Below are 18,426 nucleotides of genomic sequence, written 5' to 3'. Positions count from 1 at the left end.
CCATGAACGCTCCCCTGCGCTGGACCACCTTCGCCGCCCCGTCGCGCTTCGATGCGCTGGCCGCCGCCGCCACGCCCTGGTGCTGGGCGGTGGCCGCCCTCACCGGCCTGGCGGGCCTGTGGATGGGCTTCTTCGTCGCCCCCACCGACTTCCAGCAGGGCGAGGCCTACCGCATCATCTTCATCCACGTGCCCGCCGCCTGGATGAGCATGCTGCTGTACCTGGCGATCGCCTTCTGGAGCGCGCTGGGCTGGGGCCTGAACGCCCGCATGGGCAGCACGCTGGCGCGCGCCATCGCGCCCACCGGGGCGATGTTCACCGCGGTGGCCCTGGTCACCGGTGCGCTGTGGGGCCAGCCCACCTGGGGCACCTGGTGGGTGTGGGATGCGCGGCTCACCTCGGAGCTGATCCTGCTGCTGCTCTACCTGGGCTACATCGCGCTGGTCGAGGCGATTGACGACCCGCGCCGCTCGGCCCAGGCCGGCGCGCTGCTGTCGCTGGTAGGGGCTCTTAATGTGCCCATCATCTATTTTTCGGTACGCTGGTGGAACACGCTGCACCAGGGCGCCTCTATCAGCATGACGGCGGCCCCGAAGATGGCGCAGACCATGTTGCAGGCCATGGGCCTGATGACGATCGCCTTCTGGGCCTTCGCCTTCGCCGTGATCTTCAGCCGCGCCCGTGCGCTGGTGCTGGAGCTTGAATCCGAATCCGACTGGGTGGCCCAGCGCTACCGACACACCGAGGAATCCTGAGAATGCAGTGGGACTCACTGGACGCCTTCCTGGCCATGGGCGGTCATGGCCGCTTTGTCTGGGGCGCCTATGCCTTCACCGTGCTGGTGATGGCGGTGGATGCGATCACCTCGCGGCGGCGCCTGGCCCGTGCCCGCGCTGCCGCACGCGAAGGGGCTGAGGCATGACGCCGCGCCAGAAGCGATTCACCATCATCGGCGTGGTGCTGCTGGCGCTGGCGGGCATCGCGGCGCTGGTGCTGAATGCCTTCCGCAGCAACATGGTGTTCTTCTACACGCCCAGCCAGATCGCCGCGGGCGAGGCGCCGAAGGAGCGCACCTTCCGCCTGGGCGGCCTGGTCAAGGCCGGCAGCGTCAGCCGCGAGGGCATCACCGCCCAGTTCGTCGTCACCGACACGGTGCGCGAGGTGCCGGTGCGCTTCGACGGCACGCTGCCCGACCTCTTCAAGGAGGGCAAGGGCGTGGTCGCGCAGGGCACGCTGGGCCCGGACGGCGGCTTCATGGCCAAGGAAGTGCTGGCCAAGCACGACGAGAACTACATGCCGCCCGAGGCGGCTGAAGCCCTGAAGAAGGCCGGCCAGGCGCCGGCCCCCAGCGAGACGCTGGTGGTGCCCCAAGGAGGCCCGAAGTGATCCCTGAACTCGGCCACCTGGCCCTGATCCTGGCGCTGGGCGTGGCCCTGCTGCAAGGCGTGATGCCGCTGATGGGCGCGCAGCGCGGCCGCGCCGACTGGATGGCCCTGGGCCGTCCGCTGGCGGCCTGGCAGGCCCTGTTGGTGTTCATCGCGCTGGGCTGTCTGGCGGCGTCGTTCGTGCGGCACGACTTCTCGGTGCTGTACGTGGCCACCAATTCGAACTCGGCCCTGCCGCTGGCCTACCGGCTGGCCGGCGTCTGGGGCGGCCACGAGGGCTCGCTGCTGCTGTGGTTGGGCATGCTGTCGGTGTGGTCGCTCGCGGTGGCGGCGTTCTCACGCTCGCTGCCCGAGGCCGTGATGGCGCGCGTGCTGGCGGTGATGGGCTGGATCGGCGTGGGCTTCCTGGCCTTCACGCTGTTCACCTCCAACCCCTTTGATCGCCTGATTCCCGCCGCCCCGGACGGCCGCGACCTGAACCCGCTGCTGCAGGACCCGGGCATGGTCTTCCACCCGCCGATGCTCTACATGGGCTACGTGGGCTTCTCGGTGGCCTATGCCTTCGCGATCGCGGCGCTGATCGGCGGCCACCTGGACGCCACCTGGGCGCGCTGGTCGCGCCCCTGGACGGTGGCGGCCTGGATCTTCCTGACCCTGGGCATCGCGCTGGGCAGCGCCTGGGCCTACTATGAGCTGGGCTGGGGCGGCTGGTGGTTCTGGGACCCGGTGGAGAACGCCTCCTTCATGCCCTGGCTGCTGGGCACGGCGCTGATCCACTCGCTGGCGGTGACCGAGAAGCGCGGCAGCTTCAAGGCCTGGACGGTGCTGCTGGCCATCGTCGCGTTCTCGCTGTCGCTGCTGGGCACCTTCCTGGTCCGCTCGGGCGTGCTGTCCAGCGTGCATGCCTTCGCCACCGACCCGCGCCGCGGCCTGTTCATCCTGGGCTTCCTGGTGATCGTGGTGGGTGCGTCGCTGCTGCTCTACGCCTGGCGCGCCAGCCACGTGGGCCTGGGCCAGCGCTTTGCCGCGGTGTCCAAGGAGGCCGCGCTGCTGGCCAACAACATGCTGTTCGCGGCCGCCTGCGGCGCGGTGCTGCTGGGCACGCTCTACCCGCTGTTCCTGGACGCCATGGGCCTGGGCAAGATCTCGGTGGGCCCGCCCTACTTCGACCAGGTCTTCACCGGCCTGATGGCGCCGATGATCTTCCTGCTGGGCGTGGGCCCGCTGGCGCGCTGGAAGGGCGACGAGATCCCGTCACTGGCGCGCCGCGTGCGCTGGGCGGCCGTGGTCACGGTGCTGGCCGCCGCCGCCACGGCGGTGCTGGCGGGGCGCGCCTCCTTCGGCTCGGTGCTGGGCTACCTGATGGCCTACTGGGTCGCTGCCGGCGTGCTGACCGACCTGGCTGAACGCCTGCTGCCGGCCGCCCGCGCCGGCCGGGCGATGCAGGCGCTGCGGCAGATCGGCCGCGCACAGGGCGGCATGCTGCTGGCCCACCTGGGCGTGGCGGCCTTCATTCTGGGCGTGACGGTGGTGCGCACCCACGAGACCGAGCGCGACGTGCGCATGATGCCCGGCGACAGCACCCAGGTCGGTGGCTACCAGTTCACGCTGAAGTCGCTGGACGAGGTGCCCGGGCCCAACTACCGCGCGATGCAGGGCACGGTCGAGGTCACCCGCAACGGCGCGGTGGTGGCCACGCTGACGCCGCAAAAACGCATCTACCGCGTGCAGAGCAATCCGATGACCGAGGCCGCGATCGACACCAACCTGGCGCGCGACCTGTATGTCTCGATGGGCGAGGCCCTGCCCGACGGCGCCTGGACACTGCGCGTGCAGCACAAGCCGATGATCACCTGGATCTGGCTGGGCTGCGTGCTGATGTCGCTGGGCGGCGCGCTGGCCGTCAGCGACCGCCGCTACCGCAGCGCGCGCCGCGCCACCAGCACGGCCAGCGCGGCCAGCGCAGCACAGGGAGCCCCGGCATGAAGAAGCTGCTGATTCCGCTGGCGCTGTTCCTGGTGCTGGCCGGTTTCCTGTTCGTCGGCCTGTCGCGCGACCCGCGCGAGGTGCCTTCGCCGCTGGTCGGCAAGTCGGCCCCGCCGTTCGCCGCACCCACGCTGGCCGACGCGCAGCAGCGCATCAGCCGCGAAGACCTGCTGGGTCGTGCCTGGGTGCTCAATGTCTGGGCCAGCTGGTGCGGCGCCTGCCGCGACGAGCACCCGGTGCTGGTCGAGTGGTCGCGCCGACCGGGCCAGACGGTCAAGCTGATCGGCCTGAACTACAAGGACCAGCGCGCCGACGGCCTGCAGTGGCTGCGCCAGCTGGGCAACCCCTACACCACCTCGATCTTCGACCCCGACGGCCGCATCGGCCTGGACTATGGCGTCTACGGCGTGCCCGAGACCTTCGTCATCGACGCCCAGGGCGTGGTGCGCATGAAGCACATCGGCCCGGTGACGCCCGAGGTCCTGCGCGACAAGATCGAACCGCTGCTGAAGCAACTCAATGGCTAGACGACTGCTCATCGCCAGCGCGCTGCTGGCCGCCACCCTGAACGCCTGGGCGGGTGAAGCCCGCTCGGTGGCTGACGACCCGGCGCTGGAGGCGCGGATGATGGCGATCGCCACCGAGCTGCGCTGCCTGGTCTGCCAGAACCAGACCGTGGCCGACTCGCATGCCGGCCTGGCCGTGGACCTGCGCCAGCAGATCCGCGAGCAGCTGGCCGCCGGCAAGACCGACGAGCAGGTGCGCAGCTTCATGACCGACCGCTATGGCGACTTCGTGCTCTACAAGCCGCCGCTGAACGCCCGCACCGCGCTGCTGTGGGGCGGGCCGGCGCTGCTGAGCCTGGGCGCCCTGCTGGGCCTGGGCTGGCTGCTGCGCCGCCGCGCCCGCCTGCCCGACGAGGCCTTCGACCCCGAGACGCCCGACGAGGGCCAGAGTGAATTGCCCCGATCATGACCACTGATGCCATCGCCGCGCTGAAAGACCAGCTGCGGCAAATCGACGCCCTGGCCACCAGCGGCGCCCTGTCCCCCGAGGCGGCCGCCACCGCCCGGGCCGAGCTTGAACGCCGCCTGGTGGACGCCGTGATGGCCAGCCCGGCCGCGGCGACCCCGGCCCCCGCGGCCACTGCGGCAGCGCCAGCCGCCCCCACCCCCGCTGCACCGCGGGTCAGCCGCCGCACCGCGCTGGCGATGGCCGGTTTCGTGCTGCTGTTCGGCGCCGCGATGTACGCCTGGCGCGGCAACCTGCCGGGCTGGTCGGTTCAGCCGGGCAGCCCGGCGGCGGCCCCGGCCGAGACCGGCGCCGCGCCGGGCCAGGCGCCGCACGCCATGGGCACGCAGCAGATCGAGGACATGCTCGCGTCGCTGACCGAACGCCTGAAGGCCAAGCCGGACGATGCCGAAGGCTGGCTGATGCTGGGTCGCTCGTATTCGGTGCTGGGCCGCTTCAGCGAAGCCGTGCCGGCCTACCGCAAGGTGCTGGCCCTGCAGCCCGCCAATGGCCAGGCGCTGGCCGACCTGGCTGACGCGCTGGCCATGGTCAATGGCCGCAGCTTCCAGGGCGAGCCGACCCAGCTGATCGCCGCCGCCCTGAAGGCCGAGCCCGACAACCTGAAGGCGCTGGCCCTGGCCGGCTCGCTGGCCTTCGACAACGGCGACCCCAAGACCGCGGTGCGCCACTGGGAACGCGCGGTCAAGGTGGGCCCGCCGGACTCCGACCTGGTCAAGCAGCTGCAGAGCGCGCTGGCCGAGGCCCGTCAGGCCGCCGGACTGCCAGCGGCCGAGGCGTCGCCGGCGCCGGCCACGCCGGTGGCCGCGGCCGGCGCCTCGGTCAGCGGCCGGGTCGAGCTGTCGGCGGCCCTGGCCGCCAAGGCCGCGCCGGACGACACCGTGTTCATCTTCGCCCGCCCGGCCGAAGGCTCGCGCATGCCGCTGGCCATCCTGAAGAAGCGCGTGCGCGACCTGCCGGCCGACTTCACGCTGGACGACTCGATGGCCATGAGCCCCGCCGCGCGGCTGTCGGGCGCGCCTGCGGTGGTGGTGGGAGCGCGCGTGTCCAAGTCGGGCCAGGCGATGCCGCAGCCGGGTGATCTGGAAGGCCTGAGCGCCAGCGTGGCGCCCGGCGCCAGCGGGCTGCGCATCGTCATCGAGCGCGAGGTGCGCTGAGCCCCGCGGAGTCGCCATGGGTCTGAGCCTGATCGCACCGTATGCGGTGGTGCTGCTGCTGGCCGTGGGTCTGCATCTGGGCTGGCGTCGGCGCCGGCAACGCCTGGACGCGCAGGCGCATGCGCAGAGCGTGGCGGCCGGCCTGAACGAGCCGGCCACGCTGCACCCGGTGGTGGACCCGGCGCGCTGCATCGGCTCGGGCACCTGCGTGCGCGACTGTCCCGAGGGGGCGCTGGGCATCGTCGGCGGCAAGGCGGTGCTGATCAACGCCTCGGCCTGCATCGGCCACGGCGCCTGCCACGCGGCCTGTCCCTTCGACGCGATCAGCCTGGTCTTCGGCACCGCGCGGCGCGGCGTCGACATCCCGCTGCTGCAACCCGACTTCCAGACCAATGTGCCGGGCATCTACATCGCCGGCGAGCTGGGCGGCATGGGCCTGATCCGCAAGGCCGCCGAGCAGGGCCGCCAGGCGATGGAGGCCATCGCCGGCGGACGACCGCGGGCCGTGGACGCTGACGAACTGGATGTGCTGATCGTGGGCGCAGGGCCGGCCGGCCTGAGCGCCGGCCTGGCCGCGCTCGAGCGCGGCCACCGCTTCGCGATCCTGGAGCAGGAAAACTCGCTGGGCGGCTCGATCTTCCACTACCCGCGCCAGAAGGTGGCGATGACCGCGCCGGTCAAGCTGTCGCTGGTGGGGCTGGTGAAGATGAACGAGATCAGCAAGGAGGACCTGCTGGCCTTCTGGCACGGCGTGACGCTGCAGCATCAGTTGCCGCTGCAATACGGCGAACGCATGACCGGTGTGCGTGCGCTCGATGATGGCGGCTTCGAGGTGCAGACCGGCCGGCGCATCTGGCGCGCCCGCAGCGTGCTGCTGGCCATCGGCCGGCGCGGCACGCCGCGCACGCTCGACGTGCCGGGCGAGGACCTGCCCAAGGTGGCCTACCGGCTGGTTGATCCGGTGCAGTACGCCGGCCAGGCGGTGCTGGTGGTGGGCGGCGGCGACAGTGCGCTGGAGGCGGCGATCGCCTTGGCCGGCGAAGCGGGCACGCAGGTGACGCTGAGCTACCGCGGCGAGGCCTTCTCACGCGTCAAGGCCAAGAACCGCGACACGCTGGCCGCGTTGCAGCAGGCGGGCCGTGTGGACGTGCAGTTGGGCTCGCAGGTCGAGCGCATCACGCCCGGCGAGGTGCTGCTGCGCCGCGCCGACGGCATGACCCGTACCTTGGACAACCAGGCGGTGATCATCTGCGCCGGGGGCGTGCTGCCGACCCCGCTGCTGCAGGAGATCGGCATCCGCTTCGAGACCAAGCACGGCAGCGCCTGAGGGCGCTGCCGCCAGCGCAGACTCAGGCGCCGCGGATGCGCGCCACCAGGGCCTGGGTGAAGGCCGCGGTGCTGGCCTTGCCGCCCAGGTCGCCGGTGCGAACCTTGTCGATGTTCAGCGTGGCGTCGATGGCCTGGCGCAGGCGCCGCGCCTTGTCCAGGTGGCCCACGTGCTCCAGCATCATCGCCGCGGCCAGCATCAGCGCCACCGGGTTGGCGATGCCCTTGCCGGCAATGTCCGGCGCACTGCCGTGCACCGCCTCGAAGATGGCCGCATCGGCGCCGATGTTGGCGCCCGGCGCCATGCCCAGGCCCCCCACCAGGCCCGCCACCAGATCGGAGAGGATGTCGCCGAACAGGTTGGTGGTGACGATCACGTCGAACTGCCAGGGGTTGAGCACCAGCTTCATCGCGCAGGCGTCGACGATCACCGTGTCGAAGGCGATGCGCCCCTTGTACTTCTCCTCATACAGCTGCTCGCCGGTCTCCTTGAAGATGCCGGTCAGCGCCTTCATGATGTTGGCCTTGTGCACCAGCGTGATCTTCTTGCGCCCGGTGGCGATCGCGTGTTCGAACGCGTACTCCAGGATGCGGCGGCAACCGGCGCGCGTGTTGATGCCGGTGGCCATGGCCACCGCGTGCGGGTCGCCGTCGATCTGCACGTAGTGCTCGTGGCCGATGTACAGGCCCTCGAGGTTCTCGCGCACCACGACCAGGTCGATCTTGTCGAACCGGCCGCCGGGGATGACGGTCAGCGCCGGGCGCAGGTTGGCGAAGAGCTTGAACTCCTCGCGCAGGCGCACGTTGGACGAGCGGTAGCCGCCACCCACCGGCGTCTCCAGCGGACCCTTCAGGGCCAGCCGGGTGCGGCGAATGCTGTCCAGCGTGGCCGGCGGCAGCGGGTCGTTGCAGGCCTGCACCCCCCCAGGCCGGCGGTCTGCGCGTCCCAGTCGAAGGGCGCGCCCAGCGCGTCCAGCGCCGCCAGGGTGGCGTCCATGATCTCGGGGCCGATGCCGTCACCGGCGATCAGCGTGGCGGGGATGCGGGCGGTGGGATCGGACATCGCAGGGGGCCTCTCAGTGCAGGGAATGCGCCGAGGATAACCCCCCGCGTTGTCACCTGGCTGTCAGGCCGGCACGCTGGGCAGGCCGGACAGCGCCATGGCCAGTTCGGCCTCGTCGTAGTCCTGGTCGACCAGCTTGCCGCTGAAGTAGTCGGAGTAGGCCGCCATGTCGAAGTGGCCGTGGCCGCACAGGTTGAACAGGATCACCTCGGACTTGCCCTCGCGCTTGCAGCGCAGCGCCTCCTCGATGGCGCCCTTGACCGCGTGGTTGGCCTCGGGCGCCGGCACGATGCCCTCGGCACGGGCGAAGGTCACGCCAGCCTCGAAGCAGGCCTTCTGGTGGTAGGCCACCGCCTCGATCAGGCCCAGCTCCTTGCAGTGCGAGACCATCGGCGCCATGCCGTGGTAGCGCAACCCGCCCGCGTGGAAGCCCGGCGGCGTGAAGGTGCTGCCCAGCGTGTGCATCTTGGTCAGCGGCGTCAGGTGGGCGGTGTCGCCGAAGTCGTAGGCGTACTTGCCGCGCGTCAGGCTGGGGCAGGCGGCGGGCTCGACCGCGACGATGCGGCGCCGGCGACCGCCGCGCAGCTGCAGGCCGATGAAGGGGAAGGCGATGCCGGCGAAGTTGCTGCCGCCGCCGGTGCAGCCCACCACCACGTCGGGGTCGTCGCCGGCCATGGCCAGCTGGGCAATCGCCTCCTGGCCGATGATGGTCTGGTGCAGCAGCACGTGGTTGAGCACCGAGCCCAGCGCGTACTTGGTGTCGTCACGTTGCGCGGCCAGCTCCACCGCCTCGGAGATGGCGATGCCCAGGCTGCCCGGGTGGTCGGGGCGCTGGGCCAGGATGGCGCGACCCGACTGCGTGAGCTCGGACGGCGAGGCCACGCAGGTGGCGCCGTAGGTCTCCATCACCGCACGGCGGTAGGGCTTCTGGTTGTACGACACGCGCACCTGGAAGACCTGCACCTCGATGCCGAACAGCGCGCCGGCGAAGGACAGCGAGGTGCCCCACTGGCCGGCCCCGGTTTCGGTGGTCAGCTTGCGGATGCCGGCCTGCTGGTTGTACCAGGCCTGCGGAATCGCGGTGTTGGGCTTGTGCGAGCCGGCCGGGCTGACGCCCTCGTACTTGTAGTAGATCTTCGCCGGCGTGCCCAGCGCCTCTTCCAGTCGGCGCGCGCGGTGCAGCGGGCTGGGCCGCCACTGGCGGAAGACCTGGCGCACCGGCTCGGGGATCTCGATGTAGCGCTCGGTGGACACCTCCTGGCCGATCAGCGCCATCGGGAACAGTGGCGCCAGGTCATCCGGGCCCACCGGCTGCAGCGTGCCGGGGTGCAGCACCGCGGGCAGCGGTACCGGCAGATCGGCCGCCAGGTTGTACCAGTCCTTGGGCATCTGCTCTTCGCTCAGCAGGTACTTGATGGTGTCACTCACAGCTGCATGCTCCTCGTTCGTTGTGCAGGGATTGGGTGCTCCGGTTGGGTCCGGTCGTCATTAAGGGCAGAATGCGCGCCGTGCTGCGGCGCAGCACGCGCTGCCTGCCCGAACATCCTGCCCTGACCCGAGGGAACTGACGATGAGTGTTCACCCTGCCGAATCCAGCGCCCCTGCGGCGCGTCAAGCGATGAGCCTGCCGCGGCTGCGCGACATGGCCGCGCGTGGCGAGAAGATCACGATGCTGACCTGCTACGACGCCACCTTCGCGCGCGTGCTGGAAGACGCCGGCGTCGAGGTGCTGCTGGTCGGCGATTCACTGGGCAACGTGATCCAGGGCGACACCAGCACCGTGCCGGTGGCCCTGGTCGACATGGAGTACCACACCCGCTGCGTGGCGCGCGGCAAGCGCAGCGCCTGGCTGGTGGCCGACCTGCCCTTTGGCGCCTATGAACGCTCGCCCGAGCAGGCCTTCGATTCGGCGGTGAAGCTGATGCGCGCCGGCGCGCAGATGGTCAAGCTCGAGGGCGGCGGCGTGCTGGTCGACACCGTGCGCTTCCTCACCGAGCGCGGCATCCCGGTCTGCGCCCACCTGGGCCTGACGCCGCAGCGCGTGCATGCGCTGGGCGGCTTCCGGGTGCAGGGCCGCGACGACGCCGGCGCCGCCGTGCTGCGCGCCGACGCCAAGGCCATGGCCGAGGCTGGCGCCGCGATGCTGGTGCTGGAGCTGGTGCCCTCCAGCGTGGGCCGCCAGATCACCGAGGACAACCCGGGCCTGCTGACGATCGGCATCGGCGCCGGCGCCAGCACCAGCGGCCAGGTGCTGGTGCTGCACGACCTGCTGGGCATCACGCCTGGCAAGCGGCCGCGCTTCGTGCGCGACTTCACCCATGTGCCCGGCAGCGAGGTGGGCCTGGGCATCCGCGACGCGGTACGCACCTACGTCGACGACGTCAAGGCGCTGCGCTTCCCCGACGAATCGATCCACGGCTTCTGATCCCCATGCGCGTCATCCACACCCTGGCCGAACTGCGTGAGACCCTGGCGGGGCAGCGGCGCACCGCCTTCGTGCCCACGATGGGCAACCTGCACGCGGGTCACCTGTCGCTGGTGCGCGAGGCCCGGCGTCATGGCGGCCCGGTGGTGGCCAGCATCTTCGTCAACCGGCTGCAGTTCCTGCCGCACGAGGACTTCGACCAGTACCCCCGCACGCTGGAGCGCGACTGCGAACTGCTCGCGCCCGAAGGCTGCGACATCGTCTTCGCGCCCTCCGAGCGCGAGCTCTACCCCGAGCCCCAGGCCTACAAGGTGGCGCCGCCGCCGGCGCTGGCCGACATCCTGGAAGGCGAGTTCCGCCCTGGCTTCTTCACCGGCGTGTGCACGGTGGTGATGAAGCTCTTCCAGTGCGTGCAGCCGGCGCTGGCGGTGTTCGGCCAGAAGGACTACCAGCAGCTGATGGTGATCCGCGGCATGGTGCGCCAGTTCGCGATGCCGATCGAGATCATCGGCGCACCCACGGTGCGCGCCGACGACGGCCTGGCGCTGTCGTCGCGCAATGGCTACCTGGGCACGACCGAACGCCATGAGGCGGTGGAGCTGTCGCATGTGCTGCAGCAGTTGGCCGCCGGAGCCCATGACCCCAGGCGCGCGCTGGCGGCGCTCGAAGCCGACGCCGCCGCCGCCCTGCGCGGCCGCGGCTGGGCGCCCGACTACCTCACGCTGCGCCGCCGCGCCGACCTGCTGCCGCCCACCGACGAGGAGCGCCTGAACCGCATCCCGATGGTGGCGCTGGGCGCGGCGCGCCTGGGCAGCACCCGGCTGATCGACAACCTGGAGTGCTGAGCGCCGCCCTGGCAGGCAGGCGCTCCCGCGCAGCACGGTGTGGCGGTGCGCGAGGCGCCGCCTCGTCCCGCGCCGGGTGATCGAACACCGGCGCTGGCTGGGCTCAACGCGAGCGATTCGCGCTACCAGCCTCAGTGCGGGTCTTTTCTCGCGGGGCGATGTCGGCCGCGCTCGGGCCACCCCACAATCGGTCAGTCCCCACCCTCTTCAGGAGCCCGCAATGAAAGGCGACGCCAAGGTCATCGAGTACCTCAATGCCCAGCTGAAGTGTGAACTCACCGCGATCAACCAGTACTTCCTGCACGCCCGGATGCTGAAGAACTGGGGGCTGAGCAAGCGAGCCAAGCACGAGTACGAAGAGTCGATCGAGGAGATGAAGCACGCCGACAAGCTGGTCGAGCGCGTGCTGATGCTGGAGGGCCTGCCCAACCTGCAGGACCTGGGCAAGCTCTACATCGGCGAGAACGCCATCGAGGTGCTGCACTGCGACCTGCGGCTGGAACAGGCCTCGCACCCGCTGCTGAAGGAGGCGATCGCCCACTGCGAATCGGTGCGCGACTATGTCTCACGCGACATCCTGCTGGAGATCCTCGACGACACCGAGGAGCACATCGACGACCTCGAAACCCAGATCGGCCTGGTCGCCCAGGTGGGCGAGCCCAACTGGCTGCAGTCCCAGATGGGCGAGTCGTCCTGACGCGGGATCGGGCGGCGCCGGGGTGATCACCCCTGGTTGGGCTAATGCTATTGCGACTGATTCGCATTTTGTATATGCTTCAGTCCTGTCCACCACCTGCCTGCCCGAGCCCGCCATGATCGTCTGCCTGTGCCACCGCGTCAGCGACCGCGACATCCGCCACGCGGTGCAGGTGCAGGGCGTGCGCGACTTTGAACAGCTCAAGGACCTGACGCGCGCCGCCTCCTGCTGCGGCTGCTGCCACGACTGCGCACGTGAAGTGTTCGAGGAGGCCGTGGCCGGGCCGATGCAGGGGCTTCGCCAGGCCGCGATGCCGTCGGCTGCTGCCTGACGACTGCGACGACAGCCCTCAGCGCGGCGGCTCAGGGGCAGCGTCGCAGGCCGCCGGCGGCTTGGGCAGGGTGGCCACCTCCGCGCGACGCCAGCCGCCCTCAGAATCGGGCAGCAGTTCGCTGATCTGAAGCGTGCACCGGTCGTTGTTCTCGATGGTGTAGTTCGCTTCGTAGCGGCCGCCGGCCCGGGCATGGAAATGCGTCTCGACCTTGCATTTGTCCAGCAGCCCGGCCACGGGCAGCAGTGAGCTGCTGGCCGTGGCCAGCACAACCAGCGTGCGATCCGCCTCGACCGTCGCCTCGTAGATCTGCGCCGGCGGCACCGCCGGCTTCAGCGGCATGTCCAGGGTCGGGTGGCCGCCGAACAAGTTGGCGACACCCAGGAGTGCGAAGCGATAGACCTTGGTGGGCCGGCACTCCGGGGCGTGGCCGATGATCATGTTGGTGTTGAACGCCCGGGCCGCGGTCAGGCGTATCTGGGCGGTCGGCGCGCCCGCAGGCGGCTCATAGGCATGCACGGCGGCGCTGCCCAGCACGCTCGACCAGAACAAGGCCAACAGGGGAAGCGACGGTCGACGGAACAGGTTCATGGGATGTCGAAGCAGTGCAAGCGCTCAGGCTACCATGTGACGACTCCGGCGCAGGCCGAGATCAGGGAGACAGAGCATGCATCTGCCATAGGGCCGCTGGGCCGCGACCGTCTTGACGCTGTGGGCCCCACAAGCGGGCGCACAGACCGCTCCGATCGAGCGCGTCACTGTCTACCCCGGCCTGGCCGAGGTCGAGCGCGTGGCGCGTGTGGCGCCCGGCAGCCGTGAGCTGGTGCTGGACTGCCTGAGCGCGCAGTTCGACATGGGCTCGCTGCGGCTGGAGCCCGATGCCGCGCTGCGCACCGGCGCAGTCACCGCGCTGAACCGGCCGCGCGAGCAGGCGCCCGAATGCCAGGCCACGCCGCTGGATGCCCGCGTGCGAGCGCTGGAAGACAAGCTCGCCGCGCTGGATGCCGAACACGAGGGCCACGCGCTGGCCCTGGGCTACCTGCGCGCGCTGGCGCCTGCCGATGCCGCCAGCGCCCCGCGCGTGCCGGCGCCCGCGGGCAACCTCGCCGCCCAGCTGGCCGCGATGCAGAAGGCAGGCCAGACTGCACTGAACGAGCAGCACCGGATCGAGCGCGAGCGCGAAGCACTGCGCCGTGAGCTCTCGCCGCTGAAGGCCGAACGCGACCGCCTGCTGCAGCAGGGCGGCGAGGTGCGCCAGCTGCGCATCGCCGTGGCGGCCAGCGCCGAGGCCACGCTGCGCCTGCGCTACCAGGTGGCCGGACCGACCTGGGCACCGGCTTACCGCGCCCAGCTCGACACCACCGCGGGCCAGCTCGAGATCGAGCGCCTGGCTCAGGTGCTGCAGCGCAGCGGTGAGGACTGGCGCGGCGTGGCACTGACGCTGTCCACCGGCTCGCCGCGCGGCGCGACCGCCGGCCCGCAGCCGCGCCCCTGGACGCTGGCGCTGCGCGAGCCCTTGCCGCCCCGGAACGGTCCGCAGGGGGCCAGCCTGAAGGCGGCCCCGATGGCCATGGACGCTGCACCGGCAGCGCCCCCGCCGGACGGTCTCGACTTCGCGGTGCAGATGCAGGAAGGCGAGTTCGCCACGGCATTCAATCTGCCGGGCAAGGTAGACATCGGCAGCGGCGCCGAACGGGTAGCGCTGAGCCTGGGCCGCCAGCGCTTCACCGCCACGCTGCTGGTGCAGGCCGTGCCGGCTCAGGACGCCAGCGCCTGGCTGCTGGCCGAGCTGCCGCGCCCGGCCGGCATCTGGCCCGACGGCCCGCTGCAGCTGCTGCGCGATGGCCAGGCGGTGGGCAGCGCCACGCTGCGCCTGGGCCAGCGGGCCACGCTGTCGCTGCCCTTCGGGCGCGACGACAAGCTGCGCGTGCAGGAGCTGCAGCCGCCGGCCCAGCAGGCCAGCAGCGGCTTCATCGGCGCGCGCAGCGAGCGCCGTGTGGCGCGCCGCTACGAGCTCGAGAACCGCCACGCCACGCCGATCGAGCTGCGCGTGCTGGAGTCCAGCCCCGTCAGCACCGACGAGCGGGTGCAGGTGGACAAGCGCTTCGAGCCCGCCCCCGCCAGCCAGGCCTGGCAGGACGAGGCTGGCATCGTCGCCTGGCAGCGCCGGCTGTCCCCGGGCGAGCGCTGGGCGCTGCAGGCCGACTACCTGATCAGCTGGCCCAAGGACCAGCCGCTGGCCGAGCGCCGCTGATCAGCCACCCAGGCGGGCGCTGAGCGCCGCCGCCGCATCCTTCACCGCGCCCACGAAGCCGGGCTGGTGGCGGGTGGTGGGCAGCGTCCATGTCAGCGCGCCCAGCAGCCGCCCGCCGGCGCCGAACACCGGCGCCGAAACGCCGGTCAGGTCGGGCACGCGGTCGCCCGACATCACCACCACGCCGTCGCGGCGGATCGCGTCGTAGACGCGGCCGCGCGCGCCCGCGAAGGCCATCAGGACCCGGCCGCCGGCACCGCGGTCCAGCGGCAGCAGGTCGCCGGCGCGGATGTGGTCGCGCAGCAGCTGCGGCGAGTCCTCGCGGTACAGGCACAGCCGGTGCTCGCCGCGGCGCACATGGAAGGCCGCGCTCTCGCGCGTGGCCGCCACCAGCGCGCGCAGCGCCGGTGGCACGGCAGCGGCCAGCGCATCCTCGGGCTGGGCCTGGGCACCCAGGCGCATCAGCGTGGGGCCGGGGGCGTAGGCCTCACCCTCGCGCACCAGGAAGCCGGCGTGCAGCAGCGAGGCCAGCAGGCGCAGCACCGTGCTTTTGTACAGGCCGCTGCGACGCGACAGCTCGGCCAGGCCCAGCCGGGGCGAGCCGTCCTCGAAGGTGCGCAGCAGGCCCAGTGCGCGGTCGACCGCGGCCACGCCGCCGGGGGCGGGATCCAGGTCGGTGATGGAGGGCTGGGCAGCGGAGCGGGGCATGCGCGATAATTGTTAGAACGTTGTTCTATTAGACAGAATCCATGAAGGCTTCGTCAAGCGCAGCGCCCACGGTGCTGATCAGTGAGGTCGGCCCGCGCGACGGCCTGCAAAGCGTGCGCGCCACCATGCCGCTGGCCGCCAAGTGCGCCTGGATCGATGCGCTGGCCGCTGCAGGCCTGCGCGAGATCGAGGTCGGCTCCTTTGTCTCGCCCAAGCTGCTGCCGCAACTGGCCGACACCGCCGACGTGGTGCGCCATGCGCTGCGCCACCCGGGCCTGACGGTGATGGCGCTGGTGCCCAACCTGCAGGGTGCACAGGCGGCCGCCGCCGCGGGGGTGCACAAGATCACGCTGCCGGTTTCGGCCAGCGCAGCCCACTCGCTGGCCAATGTGCGCCGCACGCCGCAGCAGATGCTGGACGAGGTGCGCGCGGTGCTGGCCTGGCGGGCCGAGCAGGCGCCGCAGTTGGCGGTGGAGGTGGGCCTGTCCACCGCCTTCGGCTGCACGCTGCAGGGCGCCGTGCCCGAGGACGAGGTGATCGCGCTGGCCGAGGCCCTGGCCGAAGCGGGCGTGGACGAGGTCGGCCTGTCCGACACCACCGGCATGGCCCACCCGGCCCAGGTGCGGCGCCTCTTCACCCGGCTGCGCGCGGCGATCGGCGACAAGGCCGGCGCCGCCCACCTGCACAACACCCGCGGCCTGGGCCTGGCCAATGCGCTGGCGGCCTGGGACGTGGGCGTGCGCACCTTCGATGCCTCGCTGGCCGGCCTGGGCGGCTGCCCGTATGCCCCCGGCGCCAGCGGCAACGTGGTGACCGAGGACCTGGTCTTCCTGTTCGAGGCCATGGGCGTGGCCACCGGCATCGACCTGGACCGCCTGATTGCCGCCCGGGCGCCCCTGGCCGCCGGCCTGCCCGGTGAGCCGCTGTACGGCATGCTGGCCGAGGCCGGCGTGCCGCGGGGCTTCGTCCCAGCCACCCGGATCCCCGCATGAGCGCCCCCACCCTGCCCTACGCCGACACCCGCGTCGTCGAGTTCACCCACATGGTCATGGGCCCGACCTGCGGCCTGGTGCTGGCCGACCTGGGTGCCGAGGTCATCAAGGTCGAGCCGCTGGAGGGCGATGCCACGCGCCGCCTCCTGGGCTCGGGTGCCGGCTTCTTCCCGGTCTTCAACCGCAACAAGAAGAGCCTGGCGCTGGATGTGAAGGACCCGCGCGGTCTGGAGGTGGTGCTGAAACTGGTGGCCACCGCCGATGTCTTCAGCGAGAACTTCCGCAGCGGCACCATGGACAAGCTGGGCCTGGGCTGGGCGGCGCTGTCGGCGCTGAACCCGCGCCTGGTCTATGTGACCCATAAGGGCTTCCTGCCCGGCCCCTACGAGCACCGCACCGCGCTGGACGAGGTGGTGCAGATGATGGGCGGCCTGGCCTACATGACCGGCCCCGAGGGCCAGCCGCTGCGCGCCGGCAGCAGCGTCAACGACATCATGGGTGGCCTGTTCGGCGCGCTGGGCGCGATGGCCGCACTCAAGGCGCGCGAGACCACCGGCCGCGGCCAGCAGGTGCAAAGCGCGCTGTTCGAGAACAACATCCTGCTGGTGGCCCAGCACATGATGCAGTACGCGGTGACCGGCCAGGCACCGCGGCCGATGCCGCAGCGCATCAGCGCCTGGGGCATCTACGACGTGTTCACCGTCAAGGACGGCGAGCAGATCTTCCTGGCCGTGGTCAGCGACGGCCAGTGGCGCAGCTTCTGCACCGCCTTCGGCTTTGCCGACTGGGCCGACGACCCGCGACTGGCCACCAACAACGGCCGCGTGCAGTCACGCGACTGGCTGATGCCGGCGCTGCGCGAGGCGCTGGCGGGCTGGCGGGCGTCGGCGCTGGCGGCGGTCTTCGAGCGCGAGGGCCTGCCCTTTGCGCCGATCAGCCGGCCCGAGCAGCTGATGCAGGACCCGCACCTGCTGGCCAGCGGCGGCCTGGTGCCGGTGACGCTGCCCGATGGCCGCCAGACCCTGACACCGCTGCTGCCGATCACGCTGGACGGCCAGCGCCCGCCGCTGCGTTCGAACCCGCCGGGCATCGGCGAACACGGTGACACACTGCTGCGCCAGCTGGGTTACCGCGACGGCGAAATCGCCGATCTGCGCGCCGCCGGCGTGCTGGGCTGATCAGGCCAGCAGGCGCGCCACCACGGCGGCCGCCGGCTCTTCTCGCGCCAGCGCGTGCGCGGTGCCGGCCCACAAGGGCGAGAAGTCGCCTCGGCCCTGGCCCTCGGCCCAGGCCCGCAGCGGCGCCAGGTCGGCACTGGCCAGCGGAAAGGCCGGCGCGTCGGCGCTGATCGGGCCGGCCTCGCGCATCAGGCGGTTCACCAGCCCGCGCGCCGGGCGGCCGGAGAAGAGGTTGGTCAGCGCCGTCTCGCCACCGGCCGCCAGCGCGGCGCGGTGGACCGCGCCGGTGTCCGCCTCGGGGCAGCGCAGAAAGGCCGTGCCCACCTGCACGGCGGCGGCACCGGCGCTCAGCGCCTCGCGCACCGTGGCCGCGTCGGCGATGCCGCCGGCAGCGATCAATGGCGTCGCACCGGCGAGCGGCCGCACCGCAGCGAGCAGATCACGCCAACCCGCCTGGGCGCTCAGGTCCAGGTCCTCGCGCAGGAAGTGGCCGCGGTGGCCGCCGGCCTCCAGGCCCTGCAGGATCAGCGCATCGACCCCCTGGTCCAGCAGCCAACGCGCCTCGTCCACGGTGGTGGCGCTGCTCCAGACCCGGCAGCCCAGCGCGCGCACGCGCGCCAGCAGGGCCGCCTCGGGCAGGCCGAAGTGGAAGCTGACGATCGGCGGCGGTGCGGTGGCCAGGGCCTCGGCCATCGCGGTGTCGAAAGGGTGGCGCGTCGGCCGCGGCACCCCCTGGGGCGCCGGCAGGCCGGCCTCGGCCGTGTAGGGCGCCAGCCGGGCATGCCAGCGCGCGATGCGCGGTGGATCGTCCGGCGGCGGCCGGTGGCAGAAGAAGTTGACGTTGAGCACCCCCGTGCCATCAGCGGCCCACTCGCCCAGCGCGCGCGCCAGGGCGGCGGCATCGAGCATGCCGGCCGGCAGGCTGCCCACGGCCCCGGTGGCGGCCACGGCACGGGCCAGGCGCAGGCCTTGCGAGCCCGCCATCGGGGCCTGGATCAGGGGCAGTCGGGCGAGCGGATGCAGCGGCGTCATGCCCCGCATCCTGCCATG

General features: G+C 71.8%; 19 protein-coding genes and 1 pseudogene. 15 read left to right on the top strand and 5 right to left on the bottom strand.

Going from position 1 to position 18,426, the window contains the following annotated elements:
• The first annotated feature begins 2 nt into the window (after window positions 1-2).
• From ccmC to KAK03_RS05040, 8 genes are read left to right on the top strand one after another with little or no spacing between them, the layout of a single operon-like run.
• The gene (gene ccmC / locus KAK03_RS05075; RefSeq protein ID WP_210852095.1) at window positions 3-755 is read left to right on the top strand and encodes a heme ABC transporter permease CcmC; all 753 of its coding nucleotides are present in this window, start codon (window positions 3-5) and stop codon (window positions 753-755) included.
• A gap of 2 nt (window positions 756-757) precedes the next feature.
• On the top strand, window positions 758-922 hold the full coding sequence (ccmD, locus tag KAK03_RS05070; RefSeq protein WP_210852094.1) for a heme exporter protein CcmD: 165 nt from the start codon (window positions 758-760) through the stop codon (window positions 920-922).
• Window positions 919-1,386, top strand: coding sequence for a cytochrome c maturation protein CcmE (gene ccmE / locus KAK03_RS05065; RefSeq protein ID WP_210852093.1), 468 nt, complete (start codon window positions 919-921; stop codon window positions 1,384-1,386). Before ccmD ends, ccmE begins: the two co-directional genes overlap by 4 nt.
• Window positions 1,383-3,371: a heme lyase CcmF/NrfE family subunit gene (locus tag KAK03_RS05060; RefSeq protein WP_210852092.1), complete on the top strand. Its 1,989-nt coding sequence runs from the start codon at window positions 1,383-1,385 to the stop codon at window positions 3,369-3,371. The genes ccmE and KAK03_RS05060 overlap by 4 nt, the downstream gene beginning before the upstream one ends.
• Window positions 3,368-3,898 (top strand): DsbE family thiol:disulfide interchange protein, encoded by a 531-nt coding sequence (locus KAK03_RS05055; RefSeq protein ID WP_210852091.1) that lies wholly within the window; start codon window positions 3,368-3,370, stop codon window positions 3,896-3,898. The genes KAK03_RS05060 and KAK03_RS05055 overlap by 4 nt, the downstream gene beginning before the upstream one ends.
• The gene (locus tag KAK03_RS05050) at window positions 3,891-4,346 is read left to right on the top strand and encodes a cytochrome c-type biogenesis protein (protein WP_210852090.1); all 456 of its coding nucleotides are present in this window, start codon (window positions 3,891-3,893) and stop codon (window positions 4,344-4,346) included. Before KAK03_RS05055 ends, KAK03_RS05050 begins: the two co-directional genes overlap by 8 nt.
• Window positions 4,343-5,557 (top strand): c-type cytochrome biogenesis protein CcmI/CycH, encoded by a 1,215-nt coding sequence (locus KAK03_RS05045; protein ID WP_210852089.1) that lies wholly within the window; start codon window positions 4,343-4,345, stop codon window positions 5,555-5,557. Before KAK03_RS05050 ends, KAK03_RS05045 begins: the two co-directional genes overlap by 4 nt.
• A 16-nt stretch (window positions 5,558-5,573) precedes the next feature.
• Entirely contained in the window at window positions 5,574-6,884 is a 1,311-nt protein-coding gene (locus KAK03_RS05040; RefSeq protein WP_247660930.1) for an NAD(P)-binding domain-containing protein, read from the top strand.
• 22 nt (window positions 6,885-6,906) lie between these two features.
• On the opposite strand, the pseudogene KAK03_RS05035 reads toward KAK03_RS05040, so the two are convergent.
• Together KAK03_RS05035 and KAK03_RS05030 are read right to left on the bottom strand one after the other, a co-directional pair.
• A pseudogene (locus KAK03_RS05035) lies at window positions 6,907-7,946 on the bottom strand (isocitrate/isopropylmalate dehydrogenase family protein).
• A gap of 63 nt (window positions 7,947-8,009) precedes the next feature.
• Window positions 8,010-9,374 carry a TrpB-like pyridoxal phosphate-dependent enzyme gene (locus tag KAK03_RS05030; protein ID WP_210852088.1) on the bottom strand — a complete coding sequence of 455 codons (1,365 nt, stop codon included), beginning with the start codon at window positions 9,372-9,374 and terminating at the stop codon, window positions 8,010-8,012.
• 100 nt (window positions 9,375-9,474) lie between these two features.
• Here KAK03_RS05030 and panB point away from each other — a divergent pair, with 100 nt between their 5' ends.
• The 4 genes from panB to KAK03_RS05010 all read left to right on the top strand — a co-directional run bounded on the left by panB (window position 9,475) and on the right by KAK03_RS05010 (window position 12,244).
• Window positions 9,475-10,371, top strand: a complete 897-nt coding sequence (panB, locus tag KAK03_RS05025; RefSeq protein ID WP_375140968.1) for a 3-methyl-2-oxobutanoate hydroxymethyltransferase — start codon at window positions 9,475-9,477, stop codon at window positions 10,369-10,371.
• A 5-nt stretch (window positions 10,372-10,376) separates the two neighbouring features.
• Window positions 10,377-11,216: a pantoate--beta-alanine ligase gene (panC, locus tag KAK03_RS05020; protein WP_210852086.1), complete on the top strand. Its 840-nt coding sequence runs from the start codon at window positions 10,377-10,379 to the stop codon at window positions 11,214-11,216.
• A gap of 220 nt (window positions 11,217-11,436) precedes the next feature.
• Entirely contained in the window at window positions 11,437-11,913 is a 477-nt protein-coding gene (bfr, locus tag KAK03_RS05015) for a bacterioferritin (protein ID WP_210852085.1), read from the top strand.
• Between the two features lie 115 nt (window positions 11,914-12,028).
• Window positions 12,029-12,244 (top strand): (2Fe-2S)-binding protein, encoded by a 216-nt coding sequence (locus KAK03_RS05010; protein WP_210852084.1) that lies wholly within the window; start codon window positions 12,029-12,031, stop codon window positions 12,242-12,244.
• 18 nt (window positions 12,245-12,262) lie between these two features.
• On the opposite strand, the gene KAK03_RS05005 is transcribed toward KAK03_RS05010, so the two are convergent.
• Complete coding sequence (locus KAK03_RS05005) at window positions 12,263-12,835, bottom strand: hypothetical protein (protein WP_210852083.1); 573 nt, start codon at window positions 12,833-12,835, stop codon at window positions 12,263-12,265.
• A 112-nt stretch (window positions 12,836-12,947) separates the two neighbouring features.
• Between KAK03_RS05005 and KAK03_RS05000 the strand changes: the two genes are divergently transcribed.
• Window positions 12,948-14,498, top strand: a complete 1,551-nt coding sequence (locus KAK03_RS05000; RefSeq protein ID WP_210852082.1) for a DUF4139 domain-containing protein — start codon at window positions 12,948-12,950, stop codon at window positions 14,496-14,498.
• Here the strand turns inward: KAK03_RS05000 and KAK03_RS04995 are convergent, their stop codons facing one another.
• Window positions 14,499-15,206, bottom strand: coding sequence for an IclR family transcriptional regulator (locus tag KAK03_RS04995; RefSeq protein WP_210852081.1), 708 nt, complete (start codon window positions 15,204-15,206; stop codon window positions 14,499-14,501).
• Between the two features lie 41 nt (window positions 15,207-15,247).
• On the opposite strand from KAK03_RS04995, the gene KAK03_RS04990 reads away from it, so the two are divergent.
• Window positions 15,248-16,198, top strand: a complete 951-nt coding sequence (locus tag KAK03_RS04990) for a hydroxymethylglutaryl-CoA lyase (RefSeq protein ID WP_210852080.1) — start codon at window positions 15,248-15,250, stop codon at window positions 16,196-16,198.
• Window positions 16,195-17,376, top strand: a complete 1,182-nt coding sequence (locus KAK03_RS04985) for a CaiB/BaiF CoA transferase family protein (protein ID WP_210852079.1) — start codon at window positions 16,195-16,197, stop codon at window positions 17,374-17,376. Before KAK03_RS04990 ends, KAK03_RS04985 begins: the two co-directional genes overlap by 4 nt.
• Here the strand turns inward: KAK03_RS04985 and KAK03_RS04980 are convergent, their stop codons facing one another.
• Window positions 17,377-18,408, bottom strand: coding sequence for an NAD(P)H-dependent flavin oxidoreductase (locus KAK03_RS04980; protein ID WP_210852078.1), 1,032 nt, complete (start codon window positions 18,406-18,408; stop codon window positions 17,377-17,379).
• Window positions 18,409-18,426: the final 18 nt, after the last annotated feature.

Source organism: Ideonella alba (assembly GCF_018069845.1).
GTDB lineage: Bacteria > Pseudomonadota > Gammaproteobacteria > Burkholderiales > Burkholderiaceae_C > Ideonella > Ideonella alba.
The sequence above is the reverse complement of the archived record's forward strand: the minus strand, read 5'-3'. Positions and strand labels throughout refer to the sequence as shown.